The organism is Halovivax limisalsi, assembly GCF_023093535.1.
Classification (GTDB): domain Archaea; phylum Halobacteriota; class Halobacteria; order Halobacteriales; family Natrialbaceae; genus Halovivax; species Halovivax limisalsi.
In genome coordinates, this window is sequence record NZ_CP095757.1 from 504,683 (window position 1) to 524,062 (window position 19,380).

At 65.1% G+C, this 19,380-nt stretch carries 18 protein-coding genes; 11 read left to right on the forward strand and 7 right to left on the reverse strand.

The features are described from left to right. The first annotated feature begins 1 nt into the window (after position 1). From MXA07_RS02245 to MXA07_RS02255, 3 genes are all read left to right on the forward strand, one after another. Complete coding sequence (locus MXA07_RS02245; RefSeq protein WP_247730431.1) at positions 2-604, forward strand: IMP cyclohydrolase; 603 nt, start codon at positions 2-4, stop codon at positions 602-604. Between the two features lie 118 nt (positions 605-722). Continuing rightward, positions 723-1,382 carry a metallophosphoesterase family protein gene (locus tag MXA07_RS02250; RefSeq protein ID WP_247730432.1) on the forward strand — a complete coding sequence of 220 codons (660 nt, stop codon included), beginning with the start codon at positions 723-725 and terminating at the stop codon, positions 1,380-1,382. Between the two features lie 90 nt (positions 1,383-1,472). After that, positions 1,473-1,841, forward strand: a complete 369-nt coding sequence (locus MXA07_RS02255; RefSeq protein WP_247730433.1) for a hypothetical protein — start codon at positions 1,473-1,475, stop codon at positions 1,839-1,841. 69 nt (positions 1,842-1,910) lie between these two features. Here MXA07_RS02255 and MXA07_RS02260 read toward each other — a convergent pair whose 3' ends face one another. From MXA07_RS02260 to MXA07_RS02270, 3 genes are all read right to left on the reverse strand, one after another. After that, a complete protein-coding gene (locus MXA07_RS02260) occupies positions 1,911-3,275 on the reverse strand; it encodes a tryptophanase (protein ID WP_247730434.1) in 1,365 nt (454 codons plus the stop codon). A 118-nt stretch (positions 3,276-3,393) separates the two neighbouring features. Next, entirely contained in the window at positions 3,394-4,053 is a 660-nt protein-coding gene (locus MXA07_RS02265; RefSeq protein WP_247730435.1) for a hypothetical protein, read from the reverse strand. Between the two features lie 159 nt (positions 4,054-4,212). Next, the gene (locus MXA07_RS02270; protein WP_247730436.1) at positions 4,213-5,391 is read right to left on the reverse strand and encodes an aspartate kinase; all 1,179 of its coding nucleotides are present in this window, start codon (positions 5,389-5,391) and stop codon (positions 4,213-4,215) included. A 493-nt stretch (positions 5,392-5,884) separates the two neighbouring features. Here MXA07_RS02270 and MXA07_RS02275 point away from each other — a divergent pair, with 493 nt between their 5' ends. From MXA07_RS02275 to MXA07_RS02285, 3 genes are all read left to right on the forward strand, one after another. Beyond that, on the forward strand, positions 5,885-6,238 hold the full coding sequence (locus MXA07_RS02275) for a DUF7979 domain-containing protein (protein ID WP_247730437.1): 354 nt from the start codon (positions 5,885-5,887) through the stop codon (positions 6,236-6,238). A 420-nt stretch (positions 6,239-6,658) separates the two neighbouring features. Next, on the forward strand, positions 6,659-7,093 hold the full coding sequence (locus tag MXA07_RS02280; protein WP_247730438.1) for a hypothetical protein: 435 nt from the start codon (positions 6,659-6,661) through the stop codon (positions 7,091-7,093). 259 nt (positions 7,094-7,352) lie between these two features. After that, positions 7,353-9,176 (forward strand): Cdc6/Cdc18 family protein, encoded by a 1,824-nt coding sequence (locus tag MXA07_RS02285; RefSeq protein ID WP_247730439.1) that lies wholly within the window; start codon positions 7,353-7,355, stop codon positions 9,174-9,176. 176 nt (positions 9,177-9,352) lie between these two features. On the opposite strand, the gene MXA07_RS02290 is transcribed toward MXA07_RS02285, so the two are convergent. Continuing rightward, positions 9,353-10,063 (reverse strand): S26 family signal peptidase, encoded by a 711-nt coding sequence (locus MXA07_RS02290; RefSeq protein WP_247730440.1) that lies wholly within the window; start codon positions 10,061-10,063, stop codon positions 9,353-9,355. A gap of 482 nt (positions 10,064-10,545) precedes the next feature. Here MXA07_RS02290 and MXA07_RS02295 point away from each other — a divergent pair, with 482 nt between their 5' ends. From MXA07_RS02295 to MXA07_RS02315, 5 genes are all read left to right on the forward strand, one after another. Continuing rightward, complete coding sequence (locus MXA07_RS02295; protein WP_247730441.1) at positions 10,546-12,264, forward strand: DNA-directed DNA polymerase II small subunit; 1,719 nt, start codon at positions 10,546-10,548, stop codon at positions 12,262-12,264. A gap of 1,151 nt (positions 12,265-13,415) precedes the next feature. Further along, the gene (locus tag MXA07_RS02300; protein ID WP_247730442.1) at positions 13,416-14,054 is read left to right on the forward strand and encodes an Era-like GTP-binding protein; all 639 of its coding nucleotides are present in this window, start codon (positions 13,416-13,418) and stop codon (positions 14,052-14,054) included. 3 nt (positions 14,055-14,057) lie between these two features. Next, entirely contained in the window at positions 14,058-14,450 is a 393-nt protein-coding gene (locus MXA07_RS02305) for a DUF2073 domain-containing protein (protein WP_247730443.1), read from the forward strand. Position 14,451: 1 nt separating this feature from the next. Further along, positions 14,452-15,204, forward strand: coding sequence for a Zn-ribbon domain-containing protein (locus tag MXA07_RS02310; RefSeq protein WP_247730444.1), 753 nt, complete (start codon positions 14,452-14,454; stop codon positions 15,202-15,204). Positions 15,205-15,782: 578 nt separating this feature from the next. Next, the gene (locus tag MXA07_RS02315; protein ID WP_247730445.1) at positions 15,783-16,589 is read left to right on the forward strand and encodes a DUF7089 family protein; all 807 of its coding nucleotides are present in this window, start codon (positions 15,783-15,785) and stop codon (positions 16,587-16,589) included. Between the two features lie 230 nt (positions 16,590-16,819). On the opposite strand, the gene MXA07_RS02320 is transcribed toward MXA07_RS02315, so the two are convergent. The 3 genes from MXA07_RS02320 to MXA07_RS02330 all read right to left on the reverse strand — a co-directional run bounded on the left by MXA07_RS02320 (position 16,820) and on the right by MXA07_RS02330 (position 19,005). After that, complete coding sequence (locus MXA07_RS02320; protein WP_247731692.1) at positions 16,820-17,398, reverse strand: DUF7090 family protein; 579 nt, start codon at positions 17,396-17,398, stop codon at positions 16,820-16,822. 208 nt (positions 17,399-17,606) lie between these two features. After that, positions 17,607-18,338, reverse strand: coding sequence for a cytochrome c biogenesis CcdA family protein (locus MXA07_RS02325; RefSeq protein WP_247730446.1), 732 nt, complete (start codon positions 18,336-18,338; stop codon positions 17,607-17,609). Between the two features lie 4 nt (positions 18,339-18,342). Continuing rightward, on the reverse strand, positions 18,343-19,005 hold the full coding sequence (locus MXA07_RS02330; protein WP_247730447.1) for a TlpA family protein disulfide reductase: 663 nt from the start codon (positions 19,003-19,005) through the stop codon (positions 18,343-18,345). Between the last annotated feature and the right edge of the window lie 375 nt (positions 19,006-19,380).

Genomic DNA, 19,380 nt, shown 5'->3' on the forward strand with positions numbered 1-19,380 from the left:
TATGTACGTCGGACGCTTCGTCATCGTCGGCCCCGAGACGGCCGCCTACCGCGTCTCCTCGCGCTCGTTCCCGAATCGCAAAATCACAGATCGCAGCGACGGGGAGACGACGCTGACCGTCGGCCCGACGGCGGACGCGCCGGAGACGGACAATCCGTACGTGGCTTACAACTGCCTGCGGACCGCCGACACGCCCCGCGGCACCGCTGCGGCGATCGGCAACGGCTCGCACGTCGACCCGATCGCGGAGAAACTCGAACTGGGGTACCCGGCGCGGGACGCGCTGGCGACGGCGCTGCTCGCCCTCGACTTCGAGAAGGACGACTACGACACGCCCCGGATCGCGGGCGTGCTCGACGCCGACGGCGGCGCGACCATCGCGACCGTGCGCCGTGACGCCCTGCACGTCGAAGCCGTCTCCGAACCCACCCTCGTCGCGACCTACGAGCGCGACTCGCCGGGCGCGTTCGACTTCGCGGCGACCGACGCCGAGTCCGCCGCCACCGAGGCCTACGACCTCGACTTCGAGCACGCAGTCTGTGCCGCGGGCGTCTCGCGGGTAGGCGAAGACTTCGAGACGGCGATCGAGAACGGCGGCCGGTAGTCGCGAACGGGGCCGTGGTCGCGAACAGGACCGGTGTCGAGAGCGGTGCGGCGCGGGCCACCTAGTTCCCTCGTGGCGATACCAACACACAAACGCCTGCGTGCCGTGTTCTTCGCGCATGAACGTGGGTCTCATCGCCGATATCCACGCCAACCGCGTCGCCCTGGACGCCGTCCTCGAGGATATGCCGGCGGTCGACGCCCTCGTCTGCGCCGGCGACGTCGTCGGCTACAACCCCTGGCCGGGCGACTGCGTCAACGCGCTCCGCGAGCGCGACGTGCCGACCGTGATGGGCAACCACGACCGCGCGGTCGTCAGTGGGACCGGCTTTCGGTTCAACGACATGGCGTGCGCCGGCGTCGAGCACGCCGTCGCCGCCCTCGACGAGGACCAGCGGGCCTGGCTCGAGTCGCTCCCCGACGAGCGCAGACTGTTCGACGACCGGGTCCGCGTGGTCCACGGCCACCCGGCGGATCCGGATCGCTACACCTACCCCGGCGACTTCTCGCCCCGGTTGCTCGACGACGAGGCGTGTCTCGTCCTCGGGCACACACACGTCCAGCACGCCGAATCGTACGCCGAGGGGATCGTCGTGAATCCGGGCAGCGTCGGCCAACCGCGCGACGGCGACCCGCGGGCGGCCTACGCGACGCTCGATCTGGACGCGATGACGGCCGATACCCACCGCGTCGCGTACGATATCGAGGCTGTTCAGCGGGCCGTTCGCGATACTGGCCTGCCCGATCGGACGGCGACTCGCCTGGAACGCGGCGAGTGAGCGTCCACGAACGTGTCCCGCAGCGGTCTATCACGAACCCCTGACGGTGGCCGAACGGCTTTCACAACCGACGTGGTAGGGCGGGCCACCATGCGGCTGCAACAGCTCCTCAGCAATCCGAAGCGAACGGGTCTGATCTACGTCGCCATCGGCAGCGTCTCGCTGCTGAAGGCGATCGCGTTGCGCGACGATCGCCGGCGGTTTCGCCGCGAACTGACCGACGCCGCCCTCTTCCTCGGCGTCGGGATCGCGCTCCGGCGCTTCGCCGCGATGAAAGCCGAGAAACGAGCCGAACTCGAGTCCGTGATCCCGGACCGGCTGCGCGGGACCGGCGGATCGACGGGCGGTGGCGGCCTTCGCGAGCGGGCGAGCGGGCGCCTTCGCGGTGATCGCCGCGACACGAAATCGAGTACCTCGACGGCCATCCGCGACCGGGCCCGATCGGTGCTCGCCGATTAATACCGCGCGGTATCCCGGGGCGAGTGCCGGGCTGGATCGGTATCGAGCCGACCCGTCGTCCGATCCGCGCTACGAGGAAGGGGTCGCGGAGGCGCCGACGGGTTCTAACTCGGCGGTAAAGTGTCTGAGTTCTGGGATCGGCGGCTCCGAGGCCAGCGCGAGGCCGGAGATCGATTCGCGTCGGTCGAGGACGTCTCGGGCGGTCTCGACGACGTGATCGATGTGATCCGCGCCGTAGGTTCGTCGCGGGACGGCCAGGCGGACGAGTTCCGGGCGGTCGGTGTCCGGGAAGGCGAGACTGCCGAGTTCGACCCCGCGAACGCCGCCCTCGAGGTAGAGCTCGCAGGCGAGCGCCTGCCCCGGGAACTCGGCGGCCGGGACGTGCGGTAGCGTCGCCGCCGCGTCGAGGTAGACGGCGTGGCCGCCGATCGGTTCGAAGACCGGCAGGCCGGCGTCGGCGAGCGACTCGCCGAGTCGCTGCACCTGAGCGACCCGGTCCGCGACGTAGGCCGCCTCGACCGCCTCCCGGAGCCCGACCGCCAGCGCCTCCATGTCGCGGCCGGCCATCCCGCCGTAGGTCGGAAAGCCTTCGTAGAGGATCGCCCGCTGCTTGCAAGCCTCGAAGACGTCGGCGTCGTCGGTCGCGACGAACCCGCCGACGTTGACCAGGCCGTCTTTCTTCCCGCTCATCACGATCGCGTCCGCGTAGCCGAGTTGCTCGCGAGCGATGTCGGCGACCGAGGCGTCGGCGAACTCGGATTCGCGCTCCCGGACGAAGTAGGCGTTCTCGGCGAACCGGCAGGCGTCGATCACGAACGCGGCATCGATGTCGGCGGCGAAGTCGGCCACCTCGCGGGTGTTCGCGACGCTAACCGGCTGACCGGCAGCCGAGTTGTTCGTGATGGTCAGGACGACCGCGGGGATCGCGTCGGCGCCAACCTCCGCGACGAGCTCGCGGCCGCGCTCGATCGAGAAGTCGCCCTTGAACGGCGCGTCGACGTCCGGATCGTCAGCGTCGGGCGACGGACAGTCGACGGGGTCGGCCCCCTGGTTCGCCACGTGCGCTCGGGTCGTGTCGAAGTGGGTGTTGTTCGGAACGACGTCGCCGTCGGACAGGAGCGTCCCGTAGAGGACGTTCTCGGCGCCGCGACCCTGGTGGGCGGGGACGACGTGCTCGAACCCCATCACGTCCGCGACCGCTCGCTCGAGCCGTCCGAAACTCTTCGAACCGGCGTACGATTCGTCGCCCCGCTGGAGCGCACCCCACTGGGCGTCGCTCATCGCACCCGTGCCGCTATCGGTGAGCAGGTCGACGTAGACGTCCCGCGCGTCGAGGTTGAAGAGGTTGTAGCCGGCCGCCTCCAGCGCCCGTTCGCGGGCCGATCGATCGGGCAACCGGATCCGCTCGGCGACCTTCGTTCGATAGGCGTCCATACGCACCCCTCACCGGACAGGCGTATCAATTCACCGTCAGAAATGTGTCCGTCGACGCGTCGCACTGTCCCGTATCGTACGGATTCGTCCGCTGGTCGACGGAGTTTGACCGGACCCGTCAGGAGACCCACTCGAACACCGATTCGGCGAGTTCGGCCTCGCGATCGGTGACCGCGTCCGAGTCGATCGCGGCGGGATCCGGTCGCGGTTCGCTCGCCCACGTCGAGGATCGAGCCGGCGCGTCGCGACGGTCGTCCCCGGAGGCGTTCGTCGGCCCGAACGAGTCGTTCGACACCCTTGCCGCGGCGGGGCCCGGGCCGACGAGAACGTGGTCTGCCCGCTCGGTCGTCGACGGTTCGTCGCCACCGTCCAGTCCGAGGAACGCCTCGAAGGAGTCGCCGTCGCCGGGCAGGACGTCGACCGTGGCACCACCGCCGACCGTCTCCGCGGTGTATCGCGGCCCGCTCGCACCCGATTCGGCCGTCCAGCCTCCGTTCGACGTGGTCCGGGGGCCGTCGAGGTGGGCGGATTCGGCGCCGACCCCGTCGGGAGACGCGACATCGTCCGCCCGGGGATCGAGCCCCACGTCGGCGAGGCGACTGAGGTGCTCCGACGCGGCCTCGACGTCGCCGTCGATCGCGGGGTCGGGTTCGGGGTCGTGCGCACCGGGACCGCCGAGGAGGTCGTCGACGTCGTCAGCGCCGAAGGCGGCGATGACGGCGTCGGGATCCGCGTCGACGTCTTCGAAGACTTCCGTGACGGGTACGTCGTCGGACATACCTGAACGCGGCAACGATCTCCGGTTTGGTTACACGCCGGTTACCGATCGAACGACGCCGGTCAACGAGCGGTCCCTTCGGGAAACCCGGGGTTTCTCGGCGGGGTGTAGCAACCGGTCGTTCGCGGGTCTCCCGGACGAGCCGATGCGATCGCCCGATCAGAAGAGGTCCTGGGCGAGTTCCAGCCCGCGTTCGCGATCCTCCCAATCGACGAGGATCGCGACGCTGGTGGCCGAGGTGACCAGATCGTGAATCTGGAGGCGCGCCTCCGCGAAGGGTTCGACGATCTCGTGGATGACGCCCGGCTGGGTCGGCAGTTCGCCGCCGGTGAGCGTGATCACGGCCAGGGGTTGATCGACGGTGACGCTCGCGATGTCGTCGTGTTCGATCACCTGCCGGTGGAGGATGTTCTCCGCGCGTTCGGCCTCCTCGGCGTCGACGTAGAAGGTCACGGTGTCGAGCCCGCTCGCGGCGACGTCGACGTTGATCTCGGCCTCCCCGAGGGCGGTCGAGAGCGTCTGGAGGATGCCCGGGTGGTTGCGGATCGAGCGGCCGGCGACGGTCAGGCAGGCCAGCGGGTACTCCCGGAGGTCGACGAGATTCTCGAAGGTGCCCTCGATCTCGGTGCCGCCCGTCAGGAGGTCGCCGTGCTGGTAGTGGACGACGCGGACGGCGAGGGACTCGTCCTTGTAGGACAGCGCCGACGGGGCCACGACTTCGGCCCCGCGAAACGAGAGGTTTCGCAGTTCGTCGACGGAGATCTGCCCGACGTTCCTGGCGCCTTCGACGACGTGCGGGTCGCCCGTCATCACGCCCTCGACGTCGGTGACGATGACGACCTCGTCCGCGTCCATGTAGTTGCCGAGCATGACGGCCGTCGTGTCGGAACCCCCACGCCCGAGCGTCGTGATCGTTCCGTCCGGCCCCTCCGCGAGGAACCCGGTGACGACGGGCACCGTCTCCGCACTCGTTTCGACGAGCGCGTCGGCCCGCCGCTTGGTCTCCTCGACATCGACCTCGCCGAACTCGTCGGTGACGACCGGCCAGTCGCCGTCGCCCGGTTCGAGGAACGTCGCGTCGACGTCGCGCGCCGACAGCGCCGCCTTGAGCATCCGCACCGAGGTCCGCTCGCCCATGCTGACGATCTCGGCGCGATCGGCCTCGCTCGCCTCGAAGCTGATCTCCTCGAGGAGCTCGTCGGTCGTCGACCCCATCGCGCTCGCGACGACGACGATCTCGTGGCCGTCCGCGACCGCGGTCGCGATCGAGTCGGCCGCGCGGGAGATCCGATCCCCCGTGCCCAGGCTCGTCCCGCCGAACTTGGCTACGACGCGCACGCTCTCACCCCGTGATTGGATCCCTCAGACCGTTCCGAGACCGTTCGCCGTCGTCGTCCGGCTGTGACGTCGATCATATTCCTGGATTTCAGCCGGATCGATGATAACGCTGTCCCTCGATGGGATTTTTTGCCACCGAACTATTCCGCGGCGGGTTCGCCTGCGGCGAACCACTTGCGGAAAATTTTCGATGAAAAAGGCCGCCTCCGCCGGCTTCGCCCGCTTCGGCGGTGAATCGCTCACTTCGTTCGCAAACAGTAGTGCAGCGATTACGGGTCTGTTTAGACGACCAGTGTAACATGACCGTATATTATAGTTGATGTTATCAAAGCCATCCTGCTGGATCCAGAGGATAATACAGTAATCTGGCATCACGTATTCCGTGCGGTCCGAGCTGGATCAGTCGATCAAAAATTGTCGTGCTAGCCGACCAATCAATGATCGGTTTGCGTGTTTCAAGAAAGTTTTTATGCATACGATGAAGGGCGGGAATATGAAACGTCGCGCCGTTCTTGCTGCCAGCGGAGCCGCCTTCTCAACTGTTATGGCTGGCTGTTCAGTCATGAATACGGAGGACTTCCCTGATAATTGTGAACTGATACATGATGTAGGGGAGCCGTCGGAATTTGACGCACCCAGAGAAACGTACAGATACGAGAATTTGAGCAGGGAGGCCCGGCAAGTATTCGATGAGGCTCTTGTGGATGGCAGTTACTTTACCACAAATCAAAGTTTGCGCTCCGAAGAACTCCGGTACGAGGGTATCAGGTCTATCTACCATATAATTTATGATAATGAAACTTATGGACTGGCAACGTATGTAAATGAAGGCTGCTACGGTCCGTAAAGGCGGCAGGTACCATCGACGGGAATTCCGGAGCGGGGCGAACGGTCAACCCTCAGCGACGCCGTAGGGCGCGCCGTCAGCCATTTTATCGACGTTTTTTGGTGTTGAGCGGGACCGAAGGTCCCGCTGACCACGCGAACGGACGCTGCGCGCCCGCGAGCAGAGATGGGTTCGCCGAAGACGCACCCGACGAAGAAGAAGTCGGTCCGCACGTTCAGGTATCGTTCGATACCATTGCGCGAGTACGACGGTCGAGCATCCGAGCGAGCGGAGCGAGTGAGGTTCTCCGGGGGCGAGGCCGCAGGCCGAGCCACCGGCCTTTTTCATCGAAGTTTTTGCGCAAGCGGTTCGCCGTAGGCGAACCCGCCGCGGAAAAAGTTCGGTGCTGACCCTTATGCCGCCCGGGCCCGTAGGCCGCGTATGCACGTTCGTGACGCACGCGAGGCAGACGCGAACGCGCTCGCCGCCTTCGCGGACGTTCCGACCGAGGTCATCGGCAATCTCGTCCACGACCGGACGGTCCGCGTCGCGGAGGCCGAGGCGACGGATCCGTCCGTCGCGTCCGACGCGGACCGCCTCGACGGGACGGACCCGGAGAACGTCCTGGGGTTCGTCAGTTTCGACGCCGGGGCCGACGCCGTCACGATCACCCAGCTCCGCGGTACCGAAGCCGCCTGCGACCGCCTGCTGTCCGAGCCGGTGTCGTTCGCCGCGGGAGAATCCATGGATGTCGAAGCGCTGACCACGCCGGACGACGAGCCCGTCATCGCCGCACTCGAAGCCAACGGGTTCGAGCGCGTCGGTGCCGGCCCGCGATTCGACGGGACGGAGACGGTTCTATTTCGACTGGAGTGAGTCGCAACAATATCGCGTACGGGCCGTATCGAACGATATTTAGGGGTCTGGACCGGAATCGCAGAGACGCACGGTGCAGACCGTCTCCACGAGAACACATACATTTATTATGTAGCTGTTCATCTGGTTCGGCTGCATCAACTGGACGCTCGAAGAGATCTCGTTCGACACGATTCCGCTCTCGAGCGTCCCTCCAGGGGTATCAGACGGGAAACGGGCCACACGTTCCAGCTGAAACGGAGGGGTACGCGTACGACGAATGTCTGACGACGATTCACACGACCGACGTCCGACCGACCGCCCAGCCAGCGAATCGACGCCCGGCTTCCGGGCCGAACTCGATTCGTCGGAGATCGGCGGATCCGAGTCGAAACAGGGCCTGTTCGACGACCTGTTGAGCGGCGAGCCCATCTTCGAGAACAAGGAGGTCCTCAGACCGTCGTACACGCCCCACGAGTTGCCCCACCGATCCGATCAGATCAACAAGATGGCGACCATCCTCGTCGCGGCGCTCCGCGGCGAGACGCCGTCGAACATCCTCATCTACGGAAAGACGGGGACCGGCAAGACCGCGAGCGCGAAGTTCGTCAGCAAGGAACTCGAGCAGACCTCCACGAAGTACAGCGTCCCCTGCGACGTCGAGTACATCAACTGCGAGGTGACCGACACGCAGTATCGCGTGCTCGCCCAGCTCGCGAATACGTTCATCGAGACCAACAGGGCCCGCATCGACGAACGGGTGGCCGAACTCGAGTCGCTGAAGGAGGCCGTCAGGGAGTACGAATCGGGCGCACCCGGCACCCGATCGGGCGAGCCAGCCCGAGACGCGACCTCGAACGTCGAGGCGACAAACGGTGACGACGCGCCCGCTACGGACTCCGCAACGCAGACGTCGACGAATACCGCCGAGCACCGACAGTCGACGTGGTCGAGCGACGGGGATCCCGGAACCGGAGGTGGCGTTCCAGATGAAACGAAGGGCTCCGCGTCCGGCGATCGACCATCGGATCAGGTGGAGTCACAGATCGATTCCTCGTCCAGTTCAACCCCAGATACCACGGCATCTGCAGGTGAAATAGAGGGGTTCCAGTCGCCAGACGAACCGGCCAACGACCACCCGTTCACCGACACCGAGTTCACCACGGTCGAGGGCGTCGACGACAGGATCGAACAGCTGGAGGCAGATCGCGACTCCTTCGAGGACGTTCCGATGACCGGCTGGCCGACCGATCGCGTCTACAGCGTCTTCTTCGACGCCGTCGACTACTCCGAACGAGTCGTCGTCATCATGCTCGACGAGATCGACAAGCTCGTCGAGAAGAGCGGCGACGATACGCTGTACAATCTCTCGCGGATGAACTCCGAGCTCGAGAACTCGCGCGTCTCGATCATGGGCATCTCGAACGACCTCAAGTTCACCGACTTCCTCGACCCGCGCGTGAAGTCCTCGCTCGGCGAGGAAGAGATCGTCTTCCCGCCGTACGACGCCAATCAGCTGCGCGATATCCTCCAGCATCGCTCGGAGGTGGCGTTCAAGGAGGGCGCGCTGACGTCGGACGTCATTCCCCTCTGTGCGGCGTTCGCCGCCCAGGAGCACGGCGACGCCCGACGTGCGCTCGACCTCCTCCGGACGGCGGGGGAACTGGCGGAGCGCTCCCAGACCGACACGGTCGTCGAAGAGCACGTCCGCCAGGCCCAGGACAAGATCGAACTCGACCGCGTCGTCGAGGTCGTCCGCACCCTGCCGACCCAGAGCAAGCTGGTCCTCTTCTCGATCATCCTGCTCGAGCAGCACGGCGTCCACAGCATCAACACCGGCGAGGTGTACAACATTTACAAGCGCCTGTGCAAGGAACTCGACACGGACGTCCTGACCCAGCGACGGGTCACCGATCTGATCAGCGAACTCGACATGCTCGGCATCGTCAACGCCGTCGTCGTCTCGAAGGGCCGCTACGGCCGCACCAAGGAGATCAGCCTCTCGGTTCCACTCGAAGAGACGGAGGTCGTGCTCCGCTCGGACTCCCGTCTCAGCGACATCGACGACGTCAAGCCCTTCGTCCAGGCCCGGTTCGACAACTGACGACGTTGGTGCTCGTCACGGACGTCTCCACTCGGGCGAGTTCGCGGGCCGATCCAGCACCCCCTCGTTTCAACTCGAATCGTCGCTTTCGCTCGGCTGTGGCATCTCCGGGTCAGCAACCGGCGAGTGTCGGACATCCGGGCCGTGTCGGCGTCGTGATTCGTCTGGCGGACCGATCACTGGCGGCGCGTCCGTCGGAGGCCGATCAGTACCAGTCCGGACGGTGCGACGACGCCGAGTACCGGAACGGGACCGCTCGGGGCGGCGCCTGCGAGATCCGCGGTGGCGAACGTTTCGTCGACCGTCAGTCGGATGTGGCCGAGCCACGGGACGCGATACTTGGCTTTTCCCTCGATCCACGCCGGTTTGACGATGGACGTATCGGCACCCGCACCGGTCTGGTCGTAGCCGGTATTGGCGTCGCCGTAGGTGACGAAGCCGGCGTACGGAGCGGGACAGGTCGAGAGTTGCGAGCAGCTGCGGCCGTTCGTCAGCATGGGGTCGGCTTTGGTCGCGATCCAATTTTCACCCCGTTCGACCCAGAAGTGGGCCCGATGGATCACCGGCGTCCGCACCTCGGAGCCGCCCGGCCGGAAGATGATGACGTCGCCGGGGTTGCCGAAGCTCGTGTACCCGCTCTCGGCGCCCGTCTCGTAGGTGACGATTCCGGTGCCCTCGATGTAGCCGTCGCCGACGAATCGATCCTGCTCGACGACGAAGACCATGTCCCCGCGCTGCATGTGCGGTTCCATGCTTCCGCTCTCGACGGCGACCAGCGGCGGCCAGACGCCGCTGACGCCGAAGAGAATCAGGGCGATCAGGAGGACCAGCCCGACGCTCGTCACCAGATCGCGGACGTAGACGTACGGCGTCTCCTCCGTTCGCATGAACCAGCGTATGATGCCGTCGGATTCGATGCTGGCGTCCGAATCGTTCGCAGTCGATCGACCGTCGGTCGGCGCGCGCGAATTCGAATCGCTGGAGCGAGCCGGTCGATCGTCGGTATCGGGAGTCGACGATGCCGATTCCTCGGTCGACGGACGGTCCGATCCATCCCGTGGCGGATCGGAACCGGTGTTGGTCATTGCATCGCCGTACCCGGGGAACGAAAATGAACTTTCTGCTCTCGGCCGCACCTCCGAACGGCACTGGTACTCGTCGGGAGGGTCCGCCCCCGTCGGTCCACAGCACCGTCAGCCACGGCACGACCATCGCCCGCGACCATCGCCCACCCGTTGTTCCACGTCACCACCGACCGTCACCGGTGTCGGTCAGGTGGCCGGGCTCCGTCCGACACGGTTGAACCGGTCGCACGTCGCGACGGTCCGGGATGCAATACGTTTTTGCACCTGCTCGCGAAGTCGGTTGTGTGCCACTCGAGGGATCGGCCCGGATCGTCCAACGACTGACGAGCTGCGGCTTCAACGTCGAACGCGAGGCCGTGACGCTCATCGCGGGATCGGCCGACCCGTCCCGCACGGTCGATCGCCTCGTCGAGGAACTCGACGACGACGTCCTCGTCATCGCCACAGCCGACGTGCGCGCGATTCTGGAGACCGGTCTCGAAACCGAGGCCGAGGCAGCGTCCCCGACTCGCTCGGACGCTGCTCTCGCAACCGACACCGACGACCCCACCGATCGGGAGGCTCGGCCCACCGGAGCGACACCCGATGGTGGCGACGTCCGCGCCGAGCCTTCGCCGTCCGCCGACGGGCACGACGACCCCTCTATTTCAACTGGAACGACACCCCCCGACGGGGATTCGTCGGCTGCCTCTCCACCTGAAACGGAGGGGGTTCGCGAGCCGTCGAGTGATCGATCGTCGTCGGACGAGGACCGCTCGACTTCGGCACCCGACTTCGAACGGTCCGGCGAGACGGACGCACGGTCGGTCGAGATCGAGGGGGACATGACCGGCCAGAGCACCGGGACCGGAGCGTACCGCGATTTCGTGACGGTCTTTCGCGATCGCCTCGAACGACTCGGGTCGAAACTCCGCGGCCGGGTCAATCACCGACCGGCGTCCTCGATCGAATCGATGCCGGGCGGGAGCGACGTGGCGATGGTCGGACTGGTCAACGACGTCCGCTCGACGGCCAGCGGCCACTGGCTGGTCGAACTCGAGGACACGACCGGGACGTTCCCGTTTCTCGTGATGAAAGACCGCGACTTCGCCGGCCTCGTCGACGAGTTGCTCTGCGACGAGGTCCTCGCGATGGAAGGGACCCTCGCCGACGATTCCGGCATCGCGTTCGTCGATTCGATCCACTTCCCCGACGTCCCGCGCACGCACGAACCCTCGACCGCGGATCGCCACGTCCAGGCGGCGCTGATCAGCGACGTCCACGTCGGGAGCGAGGAGTTCATGGCCGGCGCCTGGAACCGGTTCGCGGAGTGGTTGCATTCGGAGGCGGCCCAACACGTCGAGTACCTCTGCATCGCGGGCGACATGGTCGAAGGCGTCGGCATCTATCCCGACCAGGACGAGGAACTCGACATCGTCGACATCTACGACCAGTACGAGGCGTTCAACGAGCACCTCAAACGCGTGCCGGGCGACCTCGAGATCGTCATGATTCCGGGCAACCACGACGCCGTCCGACTCGCGGAACCCCAGCCGGGATTCGACGAGGAACTGCGATCGATCATGTCGGCTCACGACGCGCGGATTTCGAGCAACCCGTCGGTCGTGGATCTCGAAGGGGTCTCGATCCTCATGTACCACGGCGTCTCGCTCGACGAAGTGATCGCGGAGTTACCCGCCGAATCCGCGAGCTACGACGAGCCGCACAAAGCGATGTACCAGTTGCTGAAGAAGCGCCACGTCGCGCCGCAGTTCGGCGGGCACACCCGCCTGGCTCCGGAAGAGCGCGATTACCTGGTCATCGAGGACGTGCCGGATATCTTCCACACCGGTCACGTTCACAAACTCGGCTTCGGGAAGTACCACGACGTCCTCGCGATCAACTCCGGCTGCTGGCAGGCCCAGACTGACTTCCAGAAGAGCGTCAACATCGATCCTGACGCCGGATTCGCCCCGATCGTCGACCTGGACACGCTCGACGTGACGGTTCAGAAGTTTCGCTAAGCGTCGATCGCTGGTGACCCGTCGCTGTCGGCGGTGATCGCCGAGCCGTGACGACGAACAGCGACACCGATCTTCCCAGATTGCATCTCTATGCGGAGGTCGATTTCGCTTCGAGTTGCCGTGTGACTTCCCGACCGATCACCTGACGGTGACCTCGATGGACGCTGGCGGACGATCGTGACGGCGATCAGGCCGGCGGCCATAGATACGGCCGATCCGTGGAATCGGTTCGGACGCGAACATATCGGATGGATCGGAGTTGGATGTCGGCCGATCACTGGAGCCCCCCACCCCTTCGTTTCGATTGGAGCGTCAAACCCCACCGACCGGCGAGAGGAGTATTGAAAACAGCAAATTATATGTGTATGGTACAGAAACGATATCCGCAGTACGAGGAACGTACGTGGATGTGTCTAGATGCTGGTTTGTTGTTGGTTGGATTCGCCACCCAGTCGCGTTCTCGAAGCGTCGTTTCCCTCCTGATCTATTACATGTTCGCCGATAGTCACATTTGTTCAGTTGGGACGGATTCCGACCCAATACTTCGTTTCCGAGGTTTTCGAGTGAACGTTTCCGCTGGACGCACTCACGAGCCGCTCCTGACCACGCAACTGCATTCGACCCTGCTTCCGTCATCGGTTCTCCGGCCCGGCTCGCGTCCGGACGATCATTCTGTTCCAGTTGAAATGGAGGGGTGGGGGATTCACACCGGCCGGCGGATGCAGTACGGCCGACATCGATCGACCGGTCCCATCGATCGATAGACACTGGATCGACACCCGATGCTCCGGAGCAACTGACGGCAATCAATCGTGAACGTTCCGTTTCATTTCCAGGCTCCGTTCGGTTAATCGGCCAGCTGATCGATCCCGTTGCTCGCTCCGACCACTCCGACCAAGCACTCGATCCACTCACCGATCTCCTTCCTTGCTCCACGCACCCCGATCCGCTTGCTCGATCCACTCGCTCCGCCGATCACCGGCACCGCCCAACAACGATACGCAAGAGCTCGGTCCAGTGGGTCGGATTCCGGCACTGTCTCCCTATTTCGTCGACCGTCGTCCGCTCACAAAATGTCTGACGTAGGCTTAAGTGCGCTCGAAACGCTTTTTTTCGCAGCACGCACTCGCGGGTGCTGGAGGTTCCCACAAATGGGACTGTTACAAGGACTCAAAGATAGTATCTCTCGGGCGACCGATCGCCTCTTCTCGGAGCAGGAGCCAAAGCGGATCGGTATTTACGGCCCGCCGAACGCCGGAAAGACGACCCTCGCGAATCGTATCGCTCGCGACTGGACGGGCGACGCGATCGGGACGGAGAGCCACATTCCGCACGAAACGCGACGCGCCCGTCGCAAGGAAGGCGTCGAGATCGAGCGCAACGGCAAGACGGTGACGATTGACATCGTCGACACGCCGGGCGTGACGACGAAGGTGGACTACGAGGAGTTCACCGACGAGATGGACAAGGACGACGCCGTTCGGCGCTCTCGCGAGGCGACCGAGGGCGTCGCCGAGGCGATGCACTGGCTTCGCGAGGACGTCGACGGCGTCATCTACGTCCTCGACAGCGCGCAGGATCCGATCACGCAAGTCAACACGATGCTGATCGGGATCATCGAATCCCGCGATCTGCCGGTACTCATCTTCGCGAACAAGATTGACCTCGACGAGTCGTCGGTCAAACGAATCGAGGACGCCTTCCCGCAGCACCAGACCGTGGCGCTCTCGGCGAAGGAAGGGGACAACATGGACGAAGTGTACGACAACATCGCGGAGTACTTCGGGTGAACCATGCCACAGGCGAAACAACCCGATAACGGCGACGGCGTGCAGATCGACCTCGTCAGCGGCGAGCGCATGGAGGGCCTGACGAGCATGGAGAAGATCCGGCTGATCTTAGACGGCGTCCACGACGGCAACATCGTCATCCTCGAAGAAGGACTCTCACCCGACGAGGAGAGCAAGCTCATCGAGGTGACGATGGCGGAGATCAGCCCCGACGAGTTCAACGGGATCGAGATCGAGACCTATCCCCGGTCGGAGTCGCGCGACGCCTCGTTCATCAGCCGACTCGTCGGGAACGAGCAACCGGCGGCCAAACTCACCGTCATCGGTCCGGCCAACCAGATCGAGACGCTCCACAAGGACGAGACGCTCATCAGCGCACTCGTCTCTCGCAAGTAGGATGCCCCACCAGTGTACGACCTGCGACCGACGCTTTCCCGACGGCTCGAAGGAGATGCTCTCGGGGTGTCCCGATTGCGGGGGGAACAAGTTCCAGTTCGCACCCGCGAACAGAGCCGATTCGAGCGAGGACGCCGAATCGAGCGAGACGGCCGGACCGGGTTCGGCCGCCGAACCGGAGGCGTCTGCGACTTCAGATGCTCGCGAGTGGCCGGCGACGGCGCGTCGCCCCGCCGAACGGGACGTCGACCCGACCGATCGTGCCGACGATTCGGCACACCCAGCCGTCGACTCGTCACGTCGAGCCGACGAGTCCGCGAGCGACCGCGACGATGCGATGGCGGACGAGTTCGAGTGGGTGGACGGTGACGAGGACACCGCGCAGGCGAGCGCACGGTCCGACGTCGTCTCGCCTGATGAACTCCCGACCCGATCCGCCGACGTACATTCGACCGACGATCCCCAGTCCCGCGACGATCGAGGCCATTCGGACGCAGCCGCCGGCGACGAGGTGGAACCAGCTGATCCGCCGGGATCCGGGCGCGTCGTCAGCGAACCGTCGCCCGACCAACCTTCGATCGAACAGCTTCGCGAGGAACTCAACGACCAGTTCGAGAGTATCAAGATCGTCAGTCCGGGCCAGTACGAACTCAACCTCATGGAACTGTACGATCGCGAGGAGCACATCGTCTCCCTCCAGGAGGACGGTCGCTACGTCATCAACGTCCCCGATTCCTGGCACAGTGACGAGTGATCGAGTCGTTCTATTCTGAACGCGACCCCATTGGGACCGAAACTCACGTCGTCGAGCGCCGTCACTCTCGAACTCACTAACTGATATTCTAGAACGGACGGCGACGGGGCGGCCTCCCGAAACCCCTCCATTTCAACTGGAACCGCCGACACGACGGGCCAACGCATCACTTACATTCGAGCGTACGGGCGTCGTGGAACGATGTTCCAGAGGAAACGAAGGGGTAGCGGTTCAGGAGATCCGATTCGTCGGCGGAGAGACGTCGGTTCTCTCACGTCGGCCGGGCTCGTTAGTTCGATTGCGGGTAACCGACCGAATATATCGCCGAACGAGGAGTCGCTCGGACTCCGATCCCGGGATCGAACGACTGGGACAACTGCACTCGATTGAATGGGGCCATCGGCCGCGATTGGGGGTGACCGATCGGGCGCGACTGTCGATCGGCCGCAATTGAATGGATTTATGCGCGCGGATCCGTCACGCTATCGTATGAGCACCGCCACGAAAATCGTCCTCTCGACGGTGAGCGTCGCCGTCGTGGTCTCGCTCGTCCTCGTCGTACAGCTCGCACTGGTCTGATGTTCTCCGAACGCTCCCTCACGGGGCGCGTCGAGGCGGTTCGCGAGTCCTACGCACCCGACGCGCTCGTCCTCGACGCCGACCGCGACTTCGAGACCGTCCCGCCGGCCGCGGCGGAGGATCTGGGTCTGCTCGTCGACCGGCTCGATCCGCACACCTACCCCGTGGCGTGGCTGCCACCGGACGCCCCGCAACTGCTCGAACAGTACGTCTCCGGGACGTTCACGATCGGCATGCCGGGCGACGGCAGCGTCGTCTGGACGCGCCAGACCGAGCCGCCGGTCGTCCTGGTCAAACCGCGACTCGAGGGCTCGCCGGCCGACTTCGTCGACTTTCTGCTCGCCGAGGCGTGCGTCGAACTTTCACTCGACGTCCCCGAACACTTCATCGGCTTCTTCGAGGACCGGTATCGGACCCTCCACGACAGTCTCGGGCTCGCTCCGGCCGAAACGTACCAGGTCGCCGCCGCGCTGTACGACGGCTGGGTCGGCCTCCGGACGCGTCCGGCGTTCGAATCCTGGGACGAGAACCACCCGGAACTGGCCGCGAGCTGGCGCGACGCGGGGCGCCAACTCGACGGGCGGATCGGTGACCTGCCGGGCGCCGTTGCGCGGCGCGAGACGTCGTTCCCCGACGCGACGGAACTGGCCTGCGCGGCGATCAAACACGGCCTCGACCTGCCGGCGCCGTTCGACGCCCTCGACACCGCCGCGTATCGGGAACACGGTGCCGACTTCGCCTGTCGATGGGCCGACCGCATCGGCCGAACCGTCGGTGAGGAGTCCGCAGCGACGACCGAAGAGTGACGAGTCCGCCGCGAGGCCCGAGAGTAACAGGTCCGCCGCGGCGGCCGGAGTGACAGATCCGCCGCGGCGGCCCGAAGTGATATGTCTGCCGCGACGGCCCGGGAATGACAGATCCGCCGCGACGACCGAGGTGTACCGACATCGCGTCGCTGTACGACCCAGAACCCGGGACCGGTGAAATTCTGACCCTCCCGCCGCGAATCCGACTCGAACGGGAACGGCCGCCGGTGTCAGAACTCGGCGTCGACCGTGCCGTCCGGCGAGAGTTCGATGACGCCGTCGAAGCGCGTCGCGAACTCGTCGAGGACCGCCTGGTCGTGGACCTCGGTCGAGAGGTGAAAGAGCCCGATCGCGTCGTGTTCGTCGAGCAGTTCGAGGATCCGATCGGCAGCGCTCAGCGCCTCGTCCTCGCCCGCGTAGTAGGCGAGTTCGGTCAACGAATCGAAACTGATCCGGCGTTTTCCGTCGGTTCGTTCGAGGAAGTCCTCGACGCCGGCGACGATTCCGTCGACGTGGTCCGGCGCCGAGACGTACGAGACGTGATCCTTCGACCGGCGCGAGTAGCCGCGTTCGATGCTGAGCGTGTCGAGGATGTCCGCACAGGATTCGTCGACGTCGTAGTGCTCTAGCTTCTGACTCACCTCGCGTGCGGTCGTCCGGGTCGAGACGACGAGAAATCGGTCGGTGTCGGTTTTCAGAAAGTCCGTATCGATACGGTCGGTTTCGCCGATACTCGGGTGTAAGAGTAACAATCCCGTCCCGCCGGGTACCGTCTCCGGCGTCCCGTCGATCGCCAGTGCGTACGTCATCATGGAATCAACACGTCGCGGATGGATTATAAACAGTGCGGGTATCGAATTCGTCGCGGTCGCCCGACGGTCAGGCGATCGCTCGACGGTGCTGGCGGGAGCAACGCTGGCAGTGGTGTATTGTCGACGAATCCGTAGACCCGTCCGTTCGAAGGTGGCCGTCGGTCCGTTCGGAGGTGGCCCGTCGTCAAAACCCGGTGAGGACGTCTCATCCGAGTCCGAGCGCTGCGGCTCCATCGTATCGGAAGAAAAAAAGGTAGAGCTGGGCCGCTCCCGCACCGATCAACAGGAGTCCGGACGCGCGCCGAATCCGGCCGGTCTGGCGGGAAATCCGCCGGAGGATCGCGATGCGACCGAGGGCGGCCAGCAGCGTGATGGTAATCATGAGGGCACACAATCCGCCCACGTAGGTTCCGATCACGGCGATGGCCCCGATCGAGCCGGTTCGAAGCGCGAACCCACTCAGTCCGATCAGCAGCGGGACGGTGCATCCGGCCGCCGCGGCGCCGTAGACGACGCCGAAGAGGACGTACCCCACGATCGACCGACGGCGTGCGGGGAGCTGAATCGACGGCGGGGTGAACGGGCTCGTCGAGGTGAACGCACTTCCCGATCCACCAGCGGCCATCCGGAGGCCGAGGACGATCACGACGCTTCCGACGACGAGTTCGATCGTCACCGCGTGTTCCGTGAGCCGACCGCCAGCCGTCAGTATCGCGGCGCCGAGACAGACGAACACGAGCGCCAATCCGACGCTCACCGATATCCCGACGACCGCCGCCCGACGAAGGCGTCGGCCGACGGACCGCTCGGCACCGTCGGCGTCACCGACGTAGTACGCGACGTATCCCGGAAGCAGCGGGTACGAACACGGGGCGAAGAAGGTCGCGGCCCCCGCCGAAAACGCGAACCAGAGGACCGCTGGGGTTACCGTCGTCATCGAGTCACGATCCGTCCCCGCCGAGGATCGATTCGATTTCCCCGGTCAACGTGGACTCGCCGACGAGCCCGGTGTGGCGGGTCGCTTCGCCTCCGTCGGGTTCGAGGAGAACGACCGTGGGAATCGTCGTCGCGCCGAACGCCAGCGTCGCGCGCAAGTCGGGGTCCATCACCACCGGCCAGGTCGCGTCGTGTTCGCGCCAGAAATCTTCGATCGCCGGTTCGTCGCGTTCCTGCGTGATCGAGACGACGAACACCGAATCGCGATCGAAGCGATCGCGAACGCGACGGAGGTTCGCCATCTCCGGCGTACACGGCGGACACCACGTCGCGAAAAAATCGAGGAGAACGACGACGTTCTTCGGGGTGATATCGACGAGGCCGCCGGGCGACCCGGCGACGTCGACGGCGGGTAGCAGGAGTGATTCGGCGGCCGTCGGGTCGACAGCCGTCTCCGAATCGTCCGCCGGAACCTCCGGCGACGGTCCGGACGGCGACCGATCCGTTCGACCGGCGTCTGGACTGTCCGGGTTCCGACCCGTCGGCGGATCGGCGGGCGTTTCCGTCGGTCGGGTCGGTCTGACGTCGGCGAGACAGCCGGCTACGGCCGCGGCCAGCACGCACCCGCCGGTCCGAAGCATCGACCGACGACCCACGTTTCGGCCCATCACACGTCCTCCATTCGCCGAGTAATATTAAGTTGTGCCTGTCGTTCCAGCGGATCGACGGAACGTCGAGTGAACGCGTCCCGGTGCACCGGTAGTCCGTCCCGTAGCACGAGTGAGTGCGTCCCGGTGCACCGGTAGTCCGTCCCGTAGCACGAGTGAGTGCGTCCCGGTGCACCGGTAGTCCGTCCCGTAGCACGAGTGAGTGCGTCCCGTAGCACCAGTTAGTCCGTCTCGTCGCGCCAGTGAGCCCGTCTCATTACGATTTTGTCGACATCACCTAGCGAAGTTAATAAGTGGCCCGAATCGATATGTTTATCGTTGATACCTGCGCTGGTACGGCCATGAATTCCAACACCCCTTATAATGGGTGGGCCA